17 protein-coding genes and 1 pseudogene are annotated in these 18539 nt (G+C 71.9%); 12 read left to right on the forward strand and 6 right to left on the reverse strand.

Annotation, left to right across the window (positions count from 1 at the left end):
- Positions 1-28: 28 nt before the first annotated feature.
- Positions 29-1015: a tripartite tricarboxylate transporter substrate-binding protein gene (locus tag ACFQUV_RS00120; RefSeq protein ID WP_244601411.1), complete on the reverse strand. Its 987-nt coding sequence runs from the start codon at positions 1013-1015 to the stop codon at positions 29-31.
- A 252-nt stretch (positions 1016-1267) separates the two neighbouring features.
- On the opposite strand from ACFQUV_RS00120, the gene ACFQUV_RS00125 reads away from it, so the two are divergent.
- From ACFQUV_RS00125 to ACFQUV_RS00135, 3 genes and pseudogenes are all read left to right on the forward strand, one after another.
- Positions 1268-2194 (forward strand): TRAP transporter substrate-binding protein, encoded by a 927-nt coding sequence (locus tag ACFQUV_RS00125; protein WP_129607215.1) that lies wholly within the window; start codon positions 1268-1270, stop codon positions 2192-2194.
- Positions 2195-2203: 9 nt separating this feature from the next.
- Positions 2204-2364, forward strand: a pseudogene (locus ACFQUV_RS00130) (DUF1254 domain-containing protein); the annotation flags it as partial.
- 381 nt (positions 2365-2745) lie between these two features.
- A complete protein-coding gene (locus ACFQUV_RS00135; protein WP_165363732.1) occupies positions 2746-3678 on the forward strand; it encodes an L-lactate dehydrogenase in 933 nt (310 codons plus the stop codon).
- 58 nt (positions 3679-3736) lie between these two features.
- Here the strand turns inward: ACFQUV_RS00135 and ACFQUV_RS00140 are convergent, their stop codons facing one another.
- Positions 3737-4855, reverse strand: a complete 1119-nt coding sequence (locus tag ACFQUV_RS00140; RefSeq protein WP_378393913.1) for a hypothetical protein — start codon at positions 4853-4855, stop codon at positions 3737-3739.
- A gap of 391 nt (positions 4856-5246) precedes the next feature.
- Here ACFQUV_RS00140 and ACFQUV_RS00145 point away from each other — a divergent pair, with 391 nt between their 5' ends.
- The 3 genes from ACFQUV_RS00145 (at position 5247) to ACFQUV_RS00155 (ending at position 8520) form a co-directional block, all read left to right on the forward strand.
- Complete coding sequence (locus ACFQUV_RS00145) at positions 5247-5849, forward strand: superoxide dismutase (RefSeq protein WP_129608007.1); 603 nt, start codon at positions 5247-5249, stop codon at positions 5847-5849.
- 284 nt (positions 5850-6133) lie between these two features.
- The gene (locus ACFQUV_RS00150; protein ID WP_371851663.1) at positions 6134-7783 is read left to right on the forward strand and encodes an ArnT family glycosyltransferase; all 1650 of its coding nucleotides are present in this window, start codon (positions 6134-6136) and stop codon (positions 7781-7783) included.
- An 86-nt stretch (positions 7784-7869) separates the two neighbouring features.
- Positions 7870-8520, forward strand: coding sequence for a haloacid dehalogenase type II (locus ACFQUV_RS00155; protein ID WP_129607749.1), 651 nt, complete (start codon positions 7870-7872; stop codon positions 8518-8520).
- A gap of 41 nt (positions 8521-8561) precedes the next feature.
- Here the strand turns inward: ACFQUV_RS00155 and ACFQUV_RS00160 are convergent, their stop codons facing one another.
- On the reverse strand, positions 8562-9278 hold the full coding sequence (locus ACFQUV_RS00160) for an LrgB family protein (RefSeq protein ID WP_129607750.1): 717 nt from the start codon (positions 9276-9278) through the stop codon (positions 8562-8564).
- The gene (locus ACFQUV_RS00165) at positions 9275-9655 is read right to left on the reverse strand and encodes a CidA/LrgA family protein (protein ID WP_129607751.1); all 381 of its coding nucleotides are present in this window, start codon (positions 9653-9655) and stop codon (positions 9275-9277) included. Before ACFQUV_RS00165 ends, ACFQUV_RS00160 begins: the two co-directional genes overlap by 4 nt.
- A gap of 125 nt (positions 9656-9780) precedes the next feature.
- Here ACFQUV_RS00165 and ACFQUV_RS00170 point away from each other — a divergent pair, with 125 nt between their 5' ends.
- The gene (locus ACFQUV_RS00170) at positions 9781-9981 is read left to right on the forward strand and encodes a type II toxin-antitoxin system HicB family antitoxin (RefSeq protein WP_129607752.1); all 201 of its coding nucleotides are present in this window, start codon (positions 9781-9783) and stop codon (positions 9979-9981) included.
- A gap of 241 nt (positions 9982-10222) precedes the next feature.
- Here the strand turns inward: ACFQUV_RS00170 and ACFQUV_RS00175 are convergent, their stop codons facing one another.
- Complete coding sequence (locus ACFQUV_RS00175) at positions 10223-11605, reverse strand: M20/M25/M40 family metallo-hydrolase (protein WP_129607753.1); 1383 nt, start codon at positions 11603-11605, stop codon at positions 10223-10225.
- Between the two features lie 56 nt (positions 11606-11661).
- Positions 11662-13290, reverse strand: a complete 1629-nt coding sequence (locus ACFQUV_RS00180) for a helicase HerA-like domain-containing protein (protein ID WP_129607754.1) — start codon at positions 13288-13290, stop codon at positions 11662-11664.
- 424 nt (positions 13291-13714) lie between these two features.
- Here ACFQUV_RS00180 and ACFQUV_RS00185 point away from each other — a divergent pair, with 424 nt between their 5' ends.
- The 5 genes from ACFQUV_RS00185 (at position 13715) to ACFQUV_RS00205 (ending at position 18401) form a co-directional block, all read left to right on the forward strand.
- A complete protein-coding gene (locus ACFQUV_RS00185) occupies positions 13715-14122 on the forward strand; it encodes a DUF4332 domain-containing protein (RefSeq protein ID WP_111387940.1) in 408 nt (135 codons plus the stop codon).
- Positions 14123-14608: 486 nt separating this feature from the next.
- The gene (gene folP / locus ACFQUV_RS00190) at positions 14609-15436 is read left to right on the forward strand and encodes a dihydropteroate synthase (RefSeq protein WP_129611557.1); all 828 of its coding nucleotides are present in this window, start codon (positions 14609-14611) and stop codon (positions 15434-15436) included.
- Positions 15433-15810 (forward strand): dihydroneopterin aldolase, encoded by a 378-nt coding sequence (gene folB / locus ACFQUV_RS00195; protein ID WP_111387838.1) that lies wholly within the window; start codon positions 15433-15435, stop codon positions 15808-15810. The genes folP and folB overlap by 4 nt, the downstream gene beginning before the upstream one ends.
- Positions 15803-16345 carry a 2-amino-4-hydroxy-6-hydroxymethyldihydropteridine diphosphokinase gene (gene folK, locus ACFQUV_RS00200; RefSeq protein WP_129611556.1) on the forward strand — a complete coding sequence of 181 codons (543 nt, stop codon included), beginning with the start codon at positions 15803-15805 and terminating at the stop codon, positions 16343-16345. Before folB ends, folK begins: the two co-directional genes overlap by 8 nt.
- Positions 16346-16514: 169 nt before the next feature.
- A complete protein-coding gene (locus ACFQUV_RS00205) occupies positions 16515-18401 on the forward strand; it encodes a methylmalonyl-CoA mutase subunit beta (protein ID WP_129611555.1) in 1887 nt (628 codons plus the stop codon).
- Positions 18402-18539: the final 138 nt, after the last annotated feature.

The following is an 18539-nucleotide window of genomic DNA, read 5'->3' on the forward strand; positions in this document are numbered from 1 at the left end:
CCGTTCGCGTTTTTGGCCAGCCGGTCCGTCACTCCACCTTGATGCCGGCCGCCTTGACGATCGGCCACCACTTGTCGATCTCGGCCTTCTGGTAGGCGCGCAGCGCCTCGGGGGTCTGCTGGTCGGCCGGGAAGATCACCTGCGACAGCTCGACCAGCTTCTGCTTGGTCGCCGGATCGGCGAGCGCGGTGCGCAGCGCGCCGGAGAGCTTCGCCACCACCTCCTTGGGGGTGCCCTTCGGGGCCCACAGGCCGTGCCAGAACGTGTAGTAGAAGCCCGGCAGGCCGGCCTCGTCGGTGGTCGGAATGTCGGGCGCCACCGCCAGCCGCTCCTTGGCGGTGACGGCGTAGACCTTGATCAGCCCCGAGCGGATGTGCGGCAACGAGGTCGCCGGGGTGTCGAGCTGGATGTCCAGGTTGCCGGCGATCAGATCCTGCATCGACTGGCCGGCGCCGCGATACGGCACCATCGTCCAGGTGACGCCGAGGGTGTTCTGGAGCAGCACGCCCGAGATGTGGCTCGGCGTGCCGACCCCAGAGGTGCCCTCGCTGACCTTGCCGGCATTGGCCTTGATCCAGGCGACGAGGTCGGCGAGCGTGTCGGCCGCCATCGACTTGCGGGCAACGATCAGGAACGGCTGCGTCGAGATCAGGCCGATCGGCTCGAAGTCCGCCATCAGGTCGTAGGACAGCGGATAGATGGCGCCGTTGACCACGTTGGTGCCGGAGTGGCCGATGCCGATGGTGTAGCCGTCGGGCGCCGCGCGGGCGACCCGGCCGACCCCGACGGTGCCGCCCGCCCCGGTGGTGTTCTCGACGATGACCGGCTGGCCGAGCGCCGCCCGCATGCCTTCGGCGACGACGCGGGCGATCACGTCGGTCGAGCCGCCGGGACCGAGCGGCACCACCATGGTGACCGGGCGCGTCGGAAAGCCCTGTGCGCGGGCACTCTCGACGGCCGGTGACATACCCACCACCATCGCCACGGCCACCGCCACGGCTGTCAGAACCCTCATCATCGGTTTCCCCGTCCGTGTTGATCGGCGACGCGCCGCGAAGCCGGCGGCGCATTGTTTTGTATATGAAGAACCACCGGGCACGAGAGTGACGCCGCCGATGGTGAAACACAAGCGGCCGCAGCGCGCCGTCTCGTATCGCAGGACGGAACGCGCGGCGCGGTTCGACACCCGGCGACCGGGCCGCTAAGCTCGCCCCACCTGCACCGTCCCGCCCCGGCATCCACCGACAACCCGAGCCCGAACACCCGCATGACCAGACCGATCGAGATCCGGATGGGCGGCTACGGTCCGTCCACCACCTGCTTCAGCAAGGCCCTGAAGCTCGTCGGCGACCGCGTCGAGGCGGCGTTCGGGGACGCCGTGCGGGTGCGCTATGTGTGGAACATCATGGATCTCGGCTACCGCGCCGAGGACATCCTGTGGCTCGTCGAGTCGGGCATCCTCAGTCTCGGCTACCAGTCGTCGAGCTATCTCACCGACCGGGTGCCGGAGCTGGGACTGGCCGACCTGCCGTTCCTGTTCGCCGACAACGACGCGGCGCGCGCCGCCATGGACGGCGCCCTCGGCGACTGGATGACGAGCCGCATCGAGGCGCAGTGCGGCTACCGCATCCTCGGCTGGTTCGAGAACGGCTTCCGCCACGTCTCCAACCGGCTGCGGCCGGTGCGCAGCGCCGCCGATCTCGCCGGCATGAGCATCCGGGTGCTGCCGAGCGACGTGCATGCCCGCAGCTTCGCGCTGCTCGGCGCCACGCCGCTGCGGCTCGATCTCACCGAGGCGATCGCCCGCATCGCGGCCGGCACCCTCGACGCCCAGGAGAACCCCCTCGCCAACACGGTGACCTACGGGGTGCACCGCTTCCATCCGTTCCACACGCTCACCGGACACTTCTACGTGTCGCGGCCGGTGTTCGTCTGTCGTGATCAGTTCGACGGCTGGCCCCTGGCCCTGCGCGAGACCCTGCGGGCCGCCGTGCGGGAGGCGGTCGTGGCGCAGCGCGTCCTGACGGCCGAGGAGGACGACGATGCCCGCGGCGCCATCGCGGCGGCCGGCTGCACGCTGATCACCCCGACCGCGGGCGAGCACGCGACCTTCGTGGACGCCGTGGCGCCGCTTCTCGCCGACGCCGAGGCGACCTATGGCAGCGCGGCCATGCGGCTGATCCGGCAAGAATGAGGCGCCGCGGTGTTCGCTTCGCCGGGCTGGCGCACCACGGGAACCCGCCCGGCCAGCTTCCTGGTGACGCCGCCCGGCTGGACGGCACGGTGCCTGCCGACACGACCCACATTGCAGCACCGACAGCGCTCGTCTGGGTGATCGGACGCACCAAGACCGACGGTCCGGCTCCAGAACACCAGCCCGGGTCCCGGTCGTGAGTCCAACTGGCTGCCGGCCCCGAAGGGCGCCTTCAATCTGCTGATGCGTCTCTACGCACCGCGCTCCGCTGCGCTGTCCGGCAAGTGGAATCCGCCGGCGGTGACGCGCGCCCACGACATGGCGCATTTCGGCGATCCGTGATCGCGCGACGCCGTCGCCGGGCTCGCCGGTGTGCGCCGAGCCCGGCACCCCGGTCTGCGCGACAGCCGCAATTCTCGATCGTCCACACCCCTCGCAAGCGGCGCGGTGTTCTGCGCCGGGCCTGCAACTCGCCCGGACATTTCGTCGGACCGGCGGTAATCTCCGCGCATTCGGCCGCGGCATAACCGCCGCAGGCGCGGGGGCTCGGGATGAAGATATCCGTGATCGGCATGGGTGCCGTCGGCACCGAGGTGGTGGCGCATCTGATCGCCAGCACGGCGGCCAGCGAGATCGTCGCGGTGGATCAGAACGCCGCCAAGGCGCAGGCGGAGATCTGGGACTTCGCCCACACCACCTCGTTCATCTACGCCAAGAACCCGCGCCTCGTCGCCGGCGACTGGGCCGACACCACCGGCAGCGACGTGGTGGTGATCACCGCCGGTGCCCAGCTCAAGCAGGGTGACGATCGCGACTCTCTCGTCGAGATCAACAGCCGGGTGGTCGCCGACCTGATCGCCCGCACCGCCGCGACCTCGCCGGGCGCCATCGTGCTGATGGTGACCAACCCGGTCGACGTGATGGCGCAGGTGGCGCTCGCCCGCTCGTCGTTCCCCAAGCACCGGGTGATCAGCCTCGGCACCATCGTCGACACGGCGCGCCTGATGCGCATCGTCAGCGACCATGTCGGCATCGATCCCAAGAACATCTTCGGCTGGGTGCTCGGCGACCACAGCCACACCGGCTTCATCCCGTGGAGCCTGTGCAACGTGTGCGGGCTCGACGTGGACACCTATTGCGCCCTCAACGGCGTGCCGCCGATCGATCGGGCGGCGGTGCGCGAGCGGGTGCTGAGGATCGGCCTCGACATCTTCGCCGGCAAGGGCAACACCAATCACGGCATCGCGGCCAGCGTGTTCCGCATCATCCGGGCGATCGCCGGCAACGAGCGCTCGGTGCTGCCGGTCGGCACGCTGCTCGAAGGCGAGTACGGCGTCGACGGCGCCGTGATGAGCGTGCCCTGCGTGATCGGCCGCGGCGGCGTCGAGCGCATCCTGGCCTGCCGCTTCACGACGGAGGAGCAGGCCGCCTTCGCGGTGTCACACGCGCATGTGCGCGAGCTGATGGCGCTCGCCGGGCTGTAGGCGCCCCGCGGCCCGCCCGCAGGGGGCCGCAACGTCGGGGGCCGCGACGCCGCGTCGCTCAGCCGGCGTTCTGCTCCAGGTGGCGGCGCAGGTCCTCGATGGAGGCAAAGCGCAGCGTGTCGTTGCCGAAAGCGGCGTCGATCGAGCCGTCGGTGTAGAGCGTGTAGCCCATCCCGTCGATGACGCCCGACTTGAGCACCGCGGGCGCCTCCTCGCCACCCCCCGATGGAGCTGCCGCCGGCGGCGCGGAAGCCGGGGCGGCCGGCGGTGCCGGCGGCGCGGTGCGCCCACCGGCCCGGGGCGGCGGCGGGGCGGGGCGCGCCGGAGCGCGGGGCGCGGCGGCGGGCGGCTCGGCCGGCTCGGAGCGCTCGAAACCGGGCGGCGGCATCTCGGAGAGCGGGGCCTCGGCATCGGGGCTGACGGTCTGGCGCCGGCGCGTCCAGCCGAAGAAGCGCTTGCTGCGCTCGGCCGAGGGCGCCTCGCCCAAGGGGTCGCGCACCCAGTCGGGCGGCGACGGGACCGCTTCCGGCGGCCCACGCTCAGGCCCACGCTCGGGTCCGCGCTCGGCCGAAAGGCCGCGCGACGCCGCCGGTCGGCCGCGCAGTGCATCGGGCAGGCCGATGTCGGAGGTCGGCCCCGGCGCCGGCGGCGGCGCCACCATGGGGGGCCGATACGGCGCGGGCGGCGGCTCCGGCGGCGGACCGCCGTCGAGGTCGGCGCGCCGCAGCGGCGGCGGGGTCTGGGGGGCGCGGAGCGGCGGCTGCGGCGGCAGCGGTTGCGGCGGCGAGGGCTGCGACAGCGTGGGCTGCGACAGCATGGGCGCATCGAGCCGGTCCGGCGGGGCGGCCCGCAGGCGCTCGGCCGCCACGAGGGCGGACGGCGGCTCTGGCGGCGGCTCGGCCGCCAGGCCGCGTGGCGGAACCGGCGCGGTGGGGCGCTCCAGCGGGCGCTCCATCATGCGCTCGGCGGCGCCCGCCTCCAGGGTGGCGCGCAGCGCCAGAAGCTCGCGCAGGATCGCCGAGAGCGCGATCAGGATCACCCCGGCCACTGTCGCGGTGGTGCCCGAGACCACCAGGATGTTGCCGAGCCCGAAGTCGTTATACGGGATTCCGTAGGCCACGGCGGCGAGGCCGACGACCGTCATCACCGCGCCGACCGCCATCAGGATCACGACCATCGCCACGCCCTCTACGCCGACCCGTGCACCATCCGCCCGACGAGGCCGACGCCGGGCACGACGGCGAGGCGTCGACCGGAGCGGGGCGTCCGACGGAGCGTCGACCGGCGGTGCACACGACGCCGGCCGGATCACCGAACGGACTCGTCCGTTTCGTCCGGAACATTATCCAGTTCGTCCGGAACATTATCCAGGCCGTTGACCCGTCTCAACCATTTTGCAGCTCCGGAACACCGCCCGGGTGCGGCCGGCGACCATCGCCGCGGCAGCCCGGCACCACGGCGAGGTTGCGCATGGGGCGGCCGATCTCTAGGTGAGGTGGGGTCGGATGCCGTTCCGCGACCAGGATGGTCACCCCCGATCCACACCCGAACCCTCGAGGAGCCACGCGATGTCGTTCTCGCTGCCGGACCTGCCCTACGCCCATGACGCGCTCGCGCCCTACATGTCGCGCGAGACGCTGGAGTACCACCACGACAAGCACCACCTCGCCTATGTGAACACCGGCAACAACCTGCTCAAGGGCAGCGAGTGGGAAGGCAAGTCGCTGGAGGAGGTGGTGAAGGGCTCTTACGGCAAGAACCAGGGCCTCTTCAACAACGCCGGCCAGCACTACAACCACCTGCACTTCTGGAAGTGGATGAAGCCGAACGGCGGCGGCGACAAGCTGCCCGGCAAGCTGGAGAAGGCGATCACCGCCGATCTCGGCTCGCTCGCCAAGGCCAAGGAGGACTTCATCCAGGCGGGTGTCACGCAGTTCGGCTCCGGCTGGGCGTGGCTCGCCGTCAAGGACGGCAAGATCACCGTGATGAAGACGCCGAACGGCGAGAGCCCGCTGGTGCACGGCGCGGTGCCGATCCTCGGCGCCGACGTGTGGGAGCACTCCTACTACATCGACTATCGCAACCGGCGTCCCGACTACCTGAAGGCGTTCGTCGACCATCTGGTCAACTGGGACTACGTGGCCGAGCTCTACGAGGCCGCTTCCAAGTAGCCTCCCGGGTGTGAGATGATGCGGCGGCATCGGCACGGGCCGGTGCCGCCGTGCGTCTCGACGCGAGGCGTCCTGCCGGTTCCCCGTGCGTCGAGTCCTGGTCCTTGCATTCCCGGCATCTCCATTGCCGGCATCTCCAGTCCCGGTGCTTCCAGTCCCGGTGCTTCCAGTCCCGGTGCTTCCAGTCCCGGTGCTTCCAGTCCCGGTGCTTCCAGTCCCGGTATCCCGACCGATCGTCCCCGCCCGCTCCGCCACCCCACCGCCGTGCCCATGCCGGCCACCCGCTGCCCGCCGTGATCACCACCGCCCCTGCTCGCCCGGCCGCGGCCCGCGGGCTGCACACCGCCGACGTAGCGGCCGTCATCGTGCTGGCGGCGACCTGCGTGGTCGCGCTGCTGACCTTCCGCGACTTCGGCATGGGCTGGGACGACTACGCCCACGCCGAGTATGGCGGGCTGCTGCTGCGCCTCTACGGCTCCGGCTTCACCGACCGCCGCGCGCTCTCCTTCGTCAATCTCTACGCCTATGGCGGCGGCTTCGACATGCTGGCGGCGCTCGCCGCCAAGGTGCTGCCGTTTCCACTGTTCGAGACGCGCCGCCTGGTCGGCGCGGTGATCGGCATCGCCGGCCTCGCGATGACGTGGCGGATCGCCCGCCGGCTCGGCGGCCCGCTCGCCGGCTTCGTCGCGGTGACGCTGCTCGCCACCTGCCCGCTCTATGTCGGGCACATGTTCATCAACCCGAAGGACGTGCCCTTCGCGGTCGCCATGCTGGCCGCGACGCTCGGCTTCGTGCGCGCCTTCTCGGAGTATCCGCACCCGACGGTGCCGACGACGGCGCTGCTCGGGCTCGGCCTCGGCCTGTCGTTCGGCACCCGCGTGATGGGAGCGCTCGCCGCGGTGCCGGCCGCCGCCGCCTTTCTGCTGATCATCGCGGCCGAGGCGCGACGCAGCGATCTGCGCGCCGCCCTGTGGCGGGCCGGCGAGTTCCTGCTGCGGCTCGTCCCGGCGCTGGTCGTCGCCTATGCGCTGATGGCGCTGATCTGGCCGTGGTCGGTGGTGTCTCCGCTCAATCCGCTGCGGGCGCTGGTGTACTTCTCGCACTTCTTCGAGAAGCCGTGGAAGGAGCTGTTCGAGGGCGCGCTCCTGTCGGTCGCCGAGATGCCGCGCCGCTACGTGCCGGAGCTGTTCGCGCTGACCACGCCCGAGCTGTTCTGGGCCTTCGGCATCGCCGGCATCGTGGCGGCGCTGGCCGGCGCCGTGCAGCGCGACCGCCCGCTCAACCGCCGTGCCAGCCTGGTGTTCCTCGCCGTCTCGGTGGTGTTCCCCATCGCCTTCACGGTGGTGACCAAGCCGGCCATGTATAACGGGCTGCGCCACTTCGTGTTCGTGCTGCCGCCGATGGCGGTGCTCGGCGGCCTGGTCGGCGCCCTGCTGGCCGAGCGGTTCGGCGGCAGCGCCCGACGCAAGGCGCTGATCGCCGCCGCCGTGCTGGCGGTCGGCCTCGCCCATGCGGTGATCGGCATGGTGCGGCTGCATCCTTATCAGTACACGTACTTCAACGCCGTCGCCGGCGGGCTCCAGGCGGCCGACGGCCGCTTCATGCGCGACTACTGGGGCCTATCGCTCAAGCAGGCCTCACATTCGCTGCTCGACGCGCTGGCGGCGCGCGGCGAGCTGGCGACGCGCGAGCACAAGGTCAAGGTCGCCATCTGCGGCCCGCAGCGGCCGGTGCGGCTGGCGCTCGGCAAGAACTATCCCACCGACTGGCAGCCGCAGGGCGCCGACTACGCGATCTCGCTCAACGAGTTCTACTGCGCTCCGCTGGACGCGCCGGTGATCGCCGAGGTGGTGCGCGACGGCGTCGTCTTCGCCCGCATCTACGACATCCGCGGCCGCGACATCCCCTCGCTCCTGACCCTGGCGCCGCCCTGACGGACCGCGGTCGTCGTTCCTTCGTCGGTCTTGGTGGCGCGCTCCCGGCTTGTCAGGATGGTGGCTCCTCGGGAGGAGACGCCGCCATGCCGGTCCATGTGTTCGACGCCTACGGGACGCTGTTCGACGTGCACGCCGCCATCGCGCGCCATCGCGAGACGGTCGGCCCGGAGGCGGACCGGCTCTCCGACCTGTGGCGCACCAAGCAGCTCGAATACACCTGGACGCTGACGCTCGCCGGCCGCTTCGTCGACTTCTGGGCGTTGACCGAGCGGGCGCTCGACCACGCCCTCGCGCGCCACCCGTCGGTCGATCCCGCGGTGCGGTCGCGGCTCCTCGACGCCTACCGGGTGCTCGACGCCTATGCGGACGCCCGCGCGACACTCGACGCCCTGAAGGCGCGCGGCGAGCGCACCGCCATCCTGTCCAACGGCACGCTGCGGATGCTCGCCGGCGTCGTCGAGGCGGCGGGGCTCGGCGATGCGCTCGACGCCGTGCTGTCGGTCGAGGCGGTGCGCCTCTACAAGCCGCGGCCCGAGGTCTACCAGATGGTGCTCGACACCTTCGCGGTGGCGCCGCGCGATGTCGTGTTCGTCTCGTCCAACCGCTGGGACGTGATGGGCGCCGCGGCGTTCGGCTTCCGCGCCGTGTGGATCAATCGGGCCGAGCTGCCGGAGGAGTACCCGGAGCTCGCCCCGATCCGCGTGCTGCGCAGCCTCGCGGCGCTGACGGGCTGATGCGGGCGAGCCCTGGTGACGGCGGCCGAGGACAGGCCGCCTCAGCCGAGCAGCCAGGGCAGCAGCAGCGGCACCAGCACGGCGGTGAGGAAGCCGTTGAGGCCGAGCGCGATGCCCGCGAAGGTGCCGGCCAAGGGATCGACCTGGAAGGCCCGCGCGGTGCCGATGCCGTGCGAGGCGAGGCCGGCCGCGAAGCCGCGCGCCGCGAAGTTCTTCAGGCCGAGCGCGTTCATCAGCGGCGTCACCATGATGGCGCCGGCGATGCCGGTGAGGATCACCAGCACGGCGGTGAGGGCCGGATCGGCACCGACCGCCTCGGCGGTGCCCATGGCGATGGGCGCGGTGGCGCTCTTCGGCGCCAGGGCGCGCACCGTGGTCGCGTCGAGCCCGACCAGGCGGGCCAGCAGCACGGCGCTGACGATGGCGGTGACCGAGCCGACCACCAGCGCGACCAGCATCGGCACCATCAGGCGGCGCACCTGCGGCAGGTAGCGCACCAGCGGTACCGCGAGCGCCACCGTCGCCGGGCCGAGCAGGAAGTGGACGAACTGCGCGCCGGCGAAATAGGCCGGGAATGGCGTGCCGCTCACCACCAGCACGACCGACACCACCGTGACGGCGATCAGCACCGGATTGGCGAGCGGCCGGCGGCCCACGGCGACGAACAGCGCATCCGCCGCCACATAGGCGATCAAGGTGGTGGTGAGCCACAACAGCGGCCCGCCGGCGAGATAGACCCACAGATCGACGAGGCTCACGGCTCGCCCTCCCGGGTCGCCTGCTCGGTCGCCGCCACCCCCATCAGGCGGGCGACGCCGGCGAACACCACGGCGGTGACCACCAGGGTCACCGCCGTCGAGACGAGCACCACGAGCAGGATGCGCAAGCCCTCGCTGCCGACGCGGCCGAGCTGCTGCACGATGCCGACGCCGGCCGGCACGAACAGCAGCGACAGATGCTTGAGCAGGCCGTCGCCGACCTCGCCGACGCCGGCCGGCAGCGGGGCCCGCGCGAGCATCAGCGAGGCGAGCAGCGTCATGCCGATCACCGGGCCGGGGATCGGCAGCGCCAGCGCCCGCACGAATGCCTCGCCGACGAGCTGGCAGCCCAGAAGAGTCGCGAAACCGTAGAGCATGGAACCTCGTCACCTCCGCCGGCAGGATCGGGGCGCGCACTCTCGCCGCTGCGGCCGCGGGTGACAAGGCGGGCTTGCGCGCTGGGCGCGATCACATACATTCGAGACCCGACGAGGACTCCGACATGAAGATCAAGGCCGTCGTACACGAGGCCGACGAAGGGGGCTTTTGGGCCGAGGTGCCCGCCATTCCCGGCTGCGCCACCCAGGGCGAGACCTTGGACGAGGTCCTGCAAAACCTGCGCGAGGCCATCGAAGGCTGCCTGTCGATCGACATCGAGCAGCCGAAGGCCGGCGGAAATCATATCCACGGCAGCACTCTCTGACTGAATCCTCCGTCATGGCCGGGCTTGTCCCGGCCATCCACGTCTTTGTGGCTGCTCGGCCTAAAAGTCGTGGATGCCCGGCACGAGGCCGGGCATGACGAGGCAGCATCAGCGGCCATCGGTATCAGATGATTGTGGGATCGCGATGTGACACCGATATCCGGCCGTGAGCTGGCGCGCCGTCGGCCGGACCATTGCGCCTCTCCCTCCCGCTCCACCAGAACGTCGATGCGCCGCGTCCCTACCCGGCCAGCGCCGCCAGCACCCGCGCCCAGCTCCGGATGCCCTTGTGGAACGACTTGAGGTCGTACTTCTCGTTGGGCGAATGGATGCGGTCGTCGTCGAGCGCGAAGCCGATCAGCAGCGTGTCGAGCCCGGCGAGCCGCTTGAAGTCGGCGACGATCGGAATCGAGGCGCCGGAGCCGACCAGCAGCGCGTCGCGGCCCCACTCGTCGGTGAGCGCCGCCCGCGCCGCGGCGAGCTGCGGCAGGCCCCACGGCACCGCGACGGCGGGCGCGCCGCTGTGATCGGTGAAGCGCGCCGAGCAGTCGGCCGGCAGCCGCGCCGTCACGAACTCGCGGAAGGCGCTGCGCACCCGCGCCGGGTCCTGCCCCGCCACGAGGCGGAACGACACTTTCGCGGATGCCTTGGCGGGAATCACGGTCTTCGAGCCCGCCCCGGTGTAGCCGCCCCAGATGCCGTTGATGTCGCAGGACGGCCGCGAGAACAGCTGCTCGATGACGCTGCGGTCGCGCTCGCCGGCCGGCACGCCGAGGCCGACCGGACCGAGAAAGCTCTCCGGCGTCAGATCGAGGCGGCGCCAGGCGGCCAGCACATCGGCGGGCGGATCGGTGATGCCGTCGTAGAAGCCCGGAATGGCGATGCGGCCGGCGTCGTCGTGCAGCGCGCCGAGGACGCGGGTCAGCACCCGGATCGGATTGCGGGCCGGGCCGCCGTAGAGGCCGGAATGCAGATCGCGGTCGGCCGCCTCTATCTCCACCTCGTCGTAGACGAGGCCGCGCAGCGCCGTGGTGATGGCCGGCGTGTCGGCGTCCCACATGCCGGTGTCGCAGACGAGCGCCAGCGAGGCCGCGAGCGCCGCACGGTTGCCGGCGATCCAGGCCGGCAGGTTCTTCGAGCCGCACTCCTCCTCGCCCTCGATCAGCAGCGTGACCGGCACCGGCAGGGCGCCGGTGACCGCCACATAGGCGCGGCACGCCTCGACGAAGGTCATCACCTGGCCCTTGTCGTCGGAGGCCCCGCGGGCGACGATCACCTCGCGGCCGTCGTCGAGCGTCGCGATGCGGGGCGCGAAGGGCGGCGTCGTCCAGGCGTCGAGCGGATCGACCGGCTGCACATCGTAGTGGCCGTAGAACAGCACGCGCCGGTCGTCCGCTCCGTCGCTGCGCGCCAGCACCACCGGATGGCCGGCGGTCTCGCTCAGCTCGGCGGCGAGCCCGAGGCCGCGCAGATCGGCGGCGAGATGCGCGGCGGCGGCGCGGCAGTCGGCGGCGTGGTCCGGCACCGTCGAGATCGACGGGATGCGCAGGAACGCGAACAGCCGCTCGCGGCTGGCGTCGAGATCGGCGTCGATGCGGGCCAGCACCCGGTCGAGAACGGTCATTTCCAATCTGATCCTTTTGGTTGCTCCACCCGATCGGGACGGAGCGGCGGGGTCGCTCAGCGCCGCCCGGGGCGCTGCGGATTGCCGAACAGGCCGCGCTCGGACGGCCCGGCGGCGGCGCCGGTGTCGAGCAGGCCGTAGCCGCTGTCGCCGCGGCTCGAACGACGGCGCGCGGAGGTCGACATGCCCATGCGCTTCATCGCCTCCTGGGTGGCGGTGCGGGCCACCACGGCGGCGACCGAGCGGCCGAACTGGCGCACCGCCGGATGCGACAGGAACGCCCCGATGCCGCCGAGAATGCGCGTGCCCAGACCCGGCTGCTCGGCCGGTGCGCCGGCGCCGCCGCGGCCCGATCCGGCGTCCGCGTCGCCACCCGCCGCGGCGCTCCCGGCGAGCAGGTCGGTGAGCGGCCGGTGCGGCTCCAGCCGGTCGTAGCGGCCGCGCAGCGGGCTCGCCGCCAGCGCGGCCTGGCGCTCCGGCGCGGTGAGCGGGCCGACCCGCGCGCTCGGCGGGCGGATCATCGTGCGCTCCACCATCGAGGGCGTGCCGTTGCCTTCGAGGAACGACACCAGCGCCTCGCCCTTGCCGAGTTCGGTGATCGCCTGGGCGGTGTCGAGCTGCGGGTTGGGACGGAACGTCTCGGCGGCGGCCCGCACCGCCTTCTGGTCGCGCGGCGTGAAGGCGCGCAGCGCGTGCTGCACGCGGTTGCCGAGCTGCGCCAGCACGGTGTCGGGCACGTCGAGCGGGTTCTGGGTCACGAAATAGATGCCGACACCCTTGGAGCGGATCAGCCGCACCACCTGCTCGATGCGATCGAGCAGCGCCTTCGGGGCCTCGTTGAACAGCAGATGCGCCTCGTCGAAGAAGAACACGAGCTTGGGCTTGTCGAGGTCGCCCACCTCGGGCAGCCGCTCGAACAGCTCGGCGATCAGCCACAAGAGGAAGGTGGCGTAGAGCCGCGGGCTCTGCATCAGCTTGTCGGCGGCCAGGATGTTGATGCGGCCGCGGCCCTGCGCGTCCACCGCCATGAAGTCGGCGAGGTCGAGCTCCGGCAGGCCGAAGAACTTGTCGCCGCCCTGGTTCTCGATGACCAGAAGCTGACGCTGCACCGCCCCGATGGTCGAGGCCGAGACATTGCCGTAGCGGGTGCCGATGTCGCGGGCGTTCTGGCCCAGATAGGCGAGCAGCTCGCGCAGATTGGCGAGGTCGACGAGATCGCGGGCGACACCGTCGGCGGTGCCGTCCGCCTCGTCCACCACCTTGAAGGCGATGTTGACGACGCCCTCCTGCACCTCGTTGAGATCGAGCATGCGGGCGAGCAGCAGCGGCCCGAGATCGTGCACGGTGGCGCGGATCGGATGGCCCTGCTCGCCGAACAGATCCCAGAACACCACCGGGAACTGGTCGGGCGCATAGTCCAGCCCCATCTGCTTGGCGCGCTCGACGAAGGCGGGCTTCGCCTCGCCGCGGGCCGCGACGCCCGACAGGTCGCCCTTGATGTCGGCCGCGAACACCGGCACGCCGGCGCGTGAAAACCCCTCCGCCAGCACCTGCAACGTCACCGTCTTGCCGGTTCCGGTCGCGCCGGTGATCAGGCCGTGACGGTTGCCGAACGCGAGGGACAGGCATTCCGGCTTGCGGCTCGTCCCGACGAGAATCTTTCCGTCCTGATCGAGGGTGCCCATGGTGGTCGCATCTCCCGCGGCGTGCTGCGGCCCGATCGGCCGGCCCGCGGGCGGCGCGATCGCCTGTCGATTCCGAGGTTATCGGTCGATTCCAAGGTTATAGTGAGTGCGACGCGCCGGCGCGAGCCGCCCCGCTCGGCCGGTCGGACCGCACAATGCCGCAGCGGCGTCACGTCCGTTTGACGTTGCGGCCCCGCAACACAGACCTGCAACATGGCGACCGACAATCGTGGCGCGATTGTGTTTCGAAGGCGCAGTGTCAGAATGATGACGTGACGACGGGGCGAGAGGGGCCATGGGGCGGGTCACCGGCCGGGACACGGGGAGAGAGCACGCGGGTCCGGACCGCGTCACGGACGCCGACGCCGTGGATTCGTTCGAGCCGAAGGGCGTGGGGCTCGACGGCACCGCGCGGGACCGCGCAATGCGGTACTCCATCGCGGAGCTCGACACCGTGGTTCCGGGCATCGCCGTCGCCCTCAAGGCGGCCGGCATCCGCACCACCGCCCGCCTCCTCGAAGCCGCCAAGACCCCCAAGGGACGCAAGACCCTGGCGGAGCGGACCGGATTGTCGCCGCAGTGCCTGCTGCGGGTCGCCAACTATGCCGACAAGATGCGCATCAAGGGGGTCGGCGAGGACTATGCCGAGCTGCTGGAGGCGGCCGGTGTCGATACCGTGCGCGAGCTGAAGTACCGCAACCCCGCCAACCTGGCCAAGCGGATGGCCGAGGTGAACCGCCAGCGCAAGCTGGTGCGCACCCTCCCCTCCGAGAAGGCGATCGAGCGGTGGATCGAGGCCGCCAAGGACCTGCCGGTGAAGATCTCCTATTGAGAGCCCGTTTGGGAACTCCGACGGGCTGCGCCGGAGCCGATTTCGGCCGATCCGGCAGGAGCCGATCGAAGGGCGTATCAGGGAGTACGGCGAGATCGGCGACGCCCCGGGCGGTCGAAAGCGGCCCGGCCCTTCGGGTCGCGGGGCGACCGCCGGCCACGGCGTCGAAAAGCTCGCCGATACTCCCTGATATCGGTCTCGCTTTTCTCCTGGTGCCCGACAGGTCGCGCCGCGACGCAGTCCCGTCCGAGTTCCCAAACGGGCTCTAAGACGTGGTGCTCGGGCTCGGCGCTCGCCCCCTCCGCGTCGTCGCGGGGCCTCGACCCCGGTGATCCATCACGCTGGCCGCCACGCCGGGAGGTTGGCGACCGCGGTGCCGTCAGGCACCGCCCCGCTTGACAGCGCTCCGCCGCCGCGCAAAGCCCGTGCGGCATGTCGTCCACCGTCGCCCCGGCCCCGCCCGCCTCCCCTGCACCCGCACCAGCCATGCCGACCCGTTCCGGCCACAGCGTCGTCGATCTCCTGCGCGCCGGCCGGCCGCTGGTGATGGGCGTGCTCAACGTGACGCCGGACTCCTTCTCGGACGGCGGGCAGTTCCTCGACCCGGCGGCGGCGATCGCCCAGGCGCGCCGGATGGTGGCGGAGGGCGCCGACATCATCGACATCGGGGCCGAGTCGACCCGCCCCTACGGCGGCGCCACCCCGGTGTCGGCCGCCGACGAGATCGCCCGCCTCGCCCCGGTCCTGCCGGCGGTCGCCGCACTCGGCCCGCCGGTCTCCATCGACACCATGAAGGCCGCGGTCGCCGCCTGGGCGCTCGATCACGGCGCCGCCCTCCTCAACGACGTCTGGGGCCTTCAGCGCGATCCCGAGATGGCGCGGCTGGCGGCGCGGCGCGGCGTGCCGATCGTCGTCATGCACAACCGTGACGAGGCCGATCCGGCGATCGACATCGTCGCCGACATCGAAGCCTTCTTCGCCCGCTCGCTCGAGATCGCCGACGCGGCCGGGCTCGACCGCTCGCAGATCGTGCTCGATCCCGGCATCGGCTTCGGCAAGACGCCGGACCAGAGCATCGCGACGCTGGCGGCGCTGCCGCGCCTCGCCGCCTTCGGGCTGCCGCTGCTGGTCGGCGCCTCGCGCAAGCGCTTCATCGCCCATGTCTCGCCCGCCCCGCCACAAGAGCGGCTCGGCGGCTCGCTCGCGGCGCATCTGCTCGCCGTCATCGACGGCGCCGCCATCGTGCGGGTCCACGACGTCGCCCCCACGGTGCAGGCCCTAACGGTCGCCGCCGCCATCCGGAACGCCCGATGACCTCCGCCTCCGACACCATCTTCGTCACCGGCCTCGCGGTCCACGCCTATCACGGCGTGATGGAGCACGAGCGCACGGTGGGCCAGACCTTCCTGCTCGACCTCACCCTCACGGCCGATCTGGGCGAGGCATCGCGCACCGATCGCCACGCCGCGACCGTCTCCTACGATCTGGTGGTGGACTGCGCCACGCGCGCCTTCGCGGCCAAGCGCTTCCGCCTGGTGGAGGCTGCCGCCGCCGCGGTGGCGGACGCCATCCTGGCCGATTTCCCGCGCGTCGCCGAGGTGCGGGTGACGGTGCACAAGCCGCACGCGCCCATCCCCGCCACCTTCACGGATGTCGGCGTATCGATCCGGCGCGCGCGGAATGGCTGAGGCCGTCCTGTCGCTCGGCGGCAATGTCGGTGAGCCGCGGACGACCCTCGCCCGCGCCCTCGCGCTCCTGTGCGAGGACGGCGCGGTGCGGCTCGTCGCCCGCTCGGCCGACTACCGGACGCCGCCGTGGGGCGACACCGACCAGCCGTCCTTCGTGAACCTGTGCGCCATCGTGGCGACGACCCTGACGCCGCGTGCGCTCTTGTCGCGGGCACGCGACGTGGAGACGCGGCTCGGCCGCGACCGCGCCCGCGAACGGCGCTGGGGACCGCGCCCCGTCGACATCGACATCGTGTCGTTCGCGGACGACGGCGGCCGCGAGATCGCCATCGACGAGCCGGGCCTGACGCTGCCGCATCCGCGCGCCCTGGAGCGCCCCTTCGTGCTGATGCCGCTCGCCGAGATCGCCCCCGACCGGCCGGTCGCCGGCGTGCGGGTGGGCGAGGCCCTCGCCCGCCTCGACAGCGGCGGCATCGTCCGCCTGGCCGACCCGGCCGGAGCCGGCGAGACCGAGCCGATAACGAGAAATCCGTAGTCGACGCGCCGGCCCTCACGGGTCCGCGAGCCGGTGACGAAATGTCCATCCGGACGTGTACTTATCCGAGAACAGAAAGGCTCGGCGGGGCCACCCGCTCGGGCTGGTTCTGCCATGCGTTCTCGATCGGTTTCTTGGCGAAGCGGCCCAGTCGTGGCATGTTCCGGCCATGACACAGACCGCCGAAGACCTCACTCTCGCCGCGGAGTTCCCGCCGGCCACCCGCGAGCAGTGGCTCGCGCTCGTCGAGGGCACGCTCAAGGGCGCGCCGTTCGAGAAGCGACTGGTGTCGAAGACTTACGACGGGCTGCGCATCGAGCCGCTCTATCCGAGCGACCGCACCGCCAAGCCCGTCGCGGCCCGCGCCAGCGGAGCCCCCTGGCTGGTGATGCAGCGGGTCGACCATCCCGACGCCAAGGCCGCCAATGCCGAGGCGCTGCACGATCTGGAGCACGGCGCGACCGGCCTGTCGCTGGTGTTCGCCGGCAGCCTCGGCGCTCGCGGCTACGGCATCGCCGCCGACGCCGACAAGCTCGCCCGGGTGCTCGACGACATCCGCCTCGACGCCATCGCGCTCGAGCTCCAGCTCTCGCCGCAGGCCCGCGAGGCGCCGCAGCGCATCGCCGAGCTGGTGGCGGCGCGCGGCCTCGCCCCGGCCGCCCTCGACATCCGCTTCGGCATCGATCCGATCGGCGCCATGGCGGCCTTCGGCAAGGCGCGGATCGCCTGGCCCGACATGGCCAAGGAGTTCGTGATCCGGGTTCGTGATCTGGCGGCGCGCGGCTTCAAGGGGCCGTTCGCGGTCGCCGACGGCCGCGTCGTGCACGACGCCGGCGGCTCGGAGGCGCAGGAGCTCGCCTACATGCTGGCGGTGTCGCTCGCCTATGTGCGGGCGCTCGAGGCCGAGGGCGTGCCGCTCGACGCGGCGCGGCGCATCGTCTCGTTCCGGGTCGCGGCCGACGCCGAGCAGTTCCTGACCATCGCCAAGATCCGGGCGCTCCGCGTGCTGTGGGCGCGGGTCGAGGCGGCCTGCGGTCTCGCTCCCGCCCATGCGGTGGTGTCGGCCGAGACGGCGTGGCGGATGATGACGCGGCGCGATCCCGCCGTGAACATGCTGCGCGCCACCGTCGCGGTGTTCGCGGCCGGCGTCGGCGGCGCCGATGCCGTCACGGTGCTGCCGTGGACGGCCCCCCTCGGCCTGCCCGACCGGCCGGCGCGGCGCATCGCCCGCAACACCCAGCTCATCCTGCTGGAGGAGTCCTATCTGGCCAAGGTCGCCGATCCGACCGCCGGTGCCGGTGGCATCGAGGCGCTGACCAAGGGCCTCTGCACCACCGCCTGGACGCTGTTCCAGGAGATCGAGGCGGCGGGCGGCATCTGGGCGGCGCTGACGCAAGGGCTGCTCCAGAAGAAGGTCGCCACCGTCCGCGCCGCGCGCGAGAAGGCGGTGGCCGGCCGGCGTGATCCGATCACCGGCGTGAGCGAGTTCCCCAACATCGCCGAGGGGACGCCGGGCGTGCTCGACGTCGCTCCGGCGAGCGTCGCGGCGCTCGCCGCCGGCGTCACCCTGGAGCCGCTCGCCGCCATGCGGCTCGCCGGCCCGTTCGAGGCGCTGCGCGACGCCTCCGACGCCATGCTGGCGAAGACCGGGGCGCGGCCCAAGGTGTTCCTCGCCAATCTCGGCCGACTCGCCGCGTTCACGGCGCGCGCCACCTTCACCAAGAACTTCTTCGAGGCCGGCGGCATCCAGGCGGTGACCAACGACGGCTTCGAGATCGACGGCAAGACCGATCTCGCGGCACTCGCGGCCGCCTTCAAGGCGTCCGGCGCCCAGCTCGCCTGCCTGTGCTCGTCGGACGACGGCTACGCCGCCGAGGCCGTGGAGGCCGCGAAGGCGCTGACCGCGGCGGGCTGCGCCAACATCTATCTGGCGGGACGGCCGGGCGAGCGCGAGGCCGAGTTCAAGGCCGCCGGCATCGGCCACGCGATCTTCATGGGCTGCGATGTGCTCGCGACGCTCACGGAGGCGCAGAAGCTCGCCGGCGCCGCCGGCTGAGGACGACGTGACGACCCCGGAGCGACGGACGCGGCCTGGCCGCGACCGCGCGCTCCGGCGAGCGGCCCCGTGGCCGCGCGACGAGGATCGGGCCGAGGCACCGTCACGCAGGTGCCGGCGAGCCGCCTCGATCGCTCT

Source organism: Rhodoplanes sp. P11, from assembly GCF_964266735.1.
Taxonomy (GTDB): domain Bacteria; phylum Pseudomonadota; class Alphaproteobacteria; order Rhizobiales; family Xanthobacteraceae; genus Rhodoplanes; species Rhodoplanes serenus.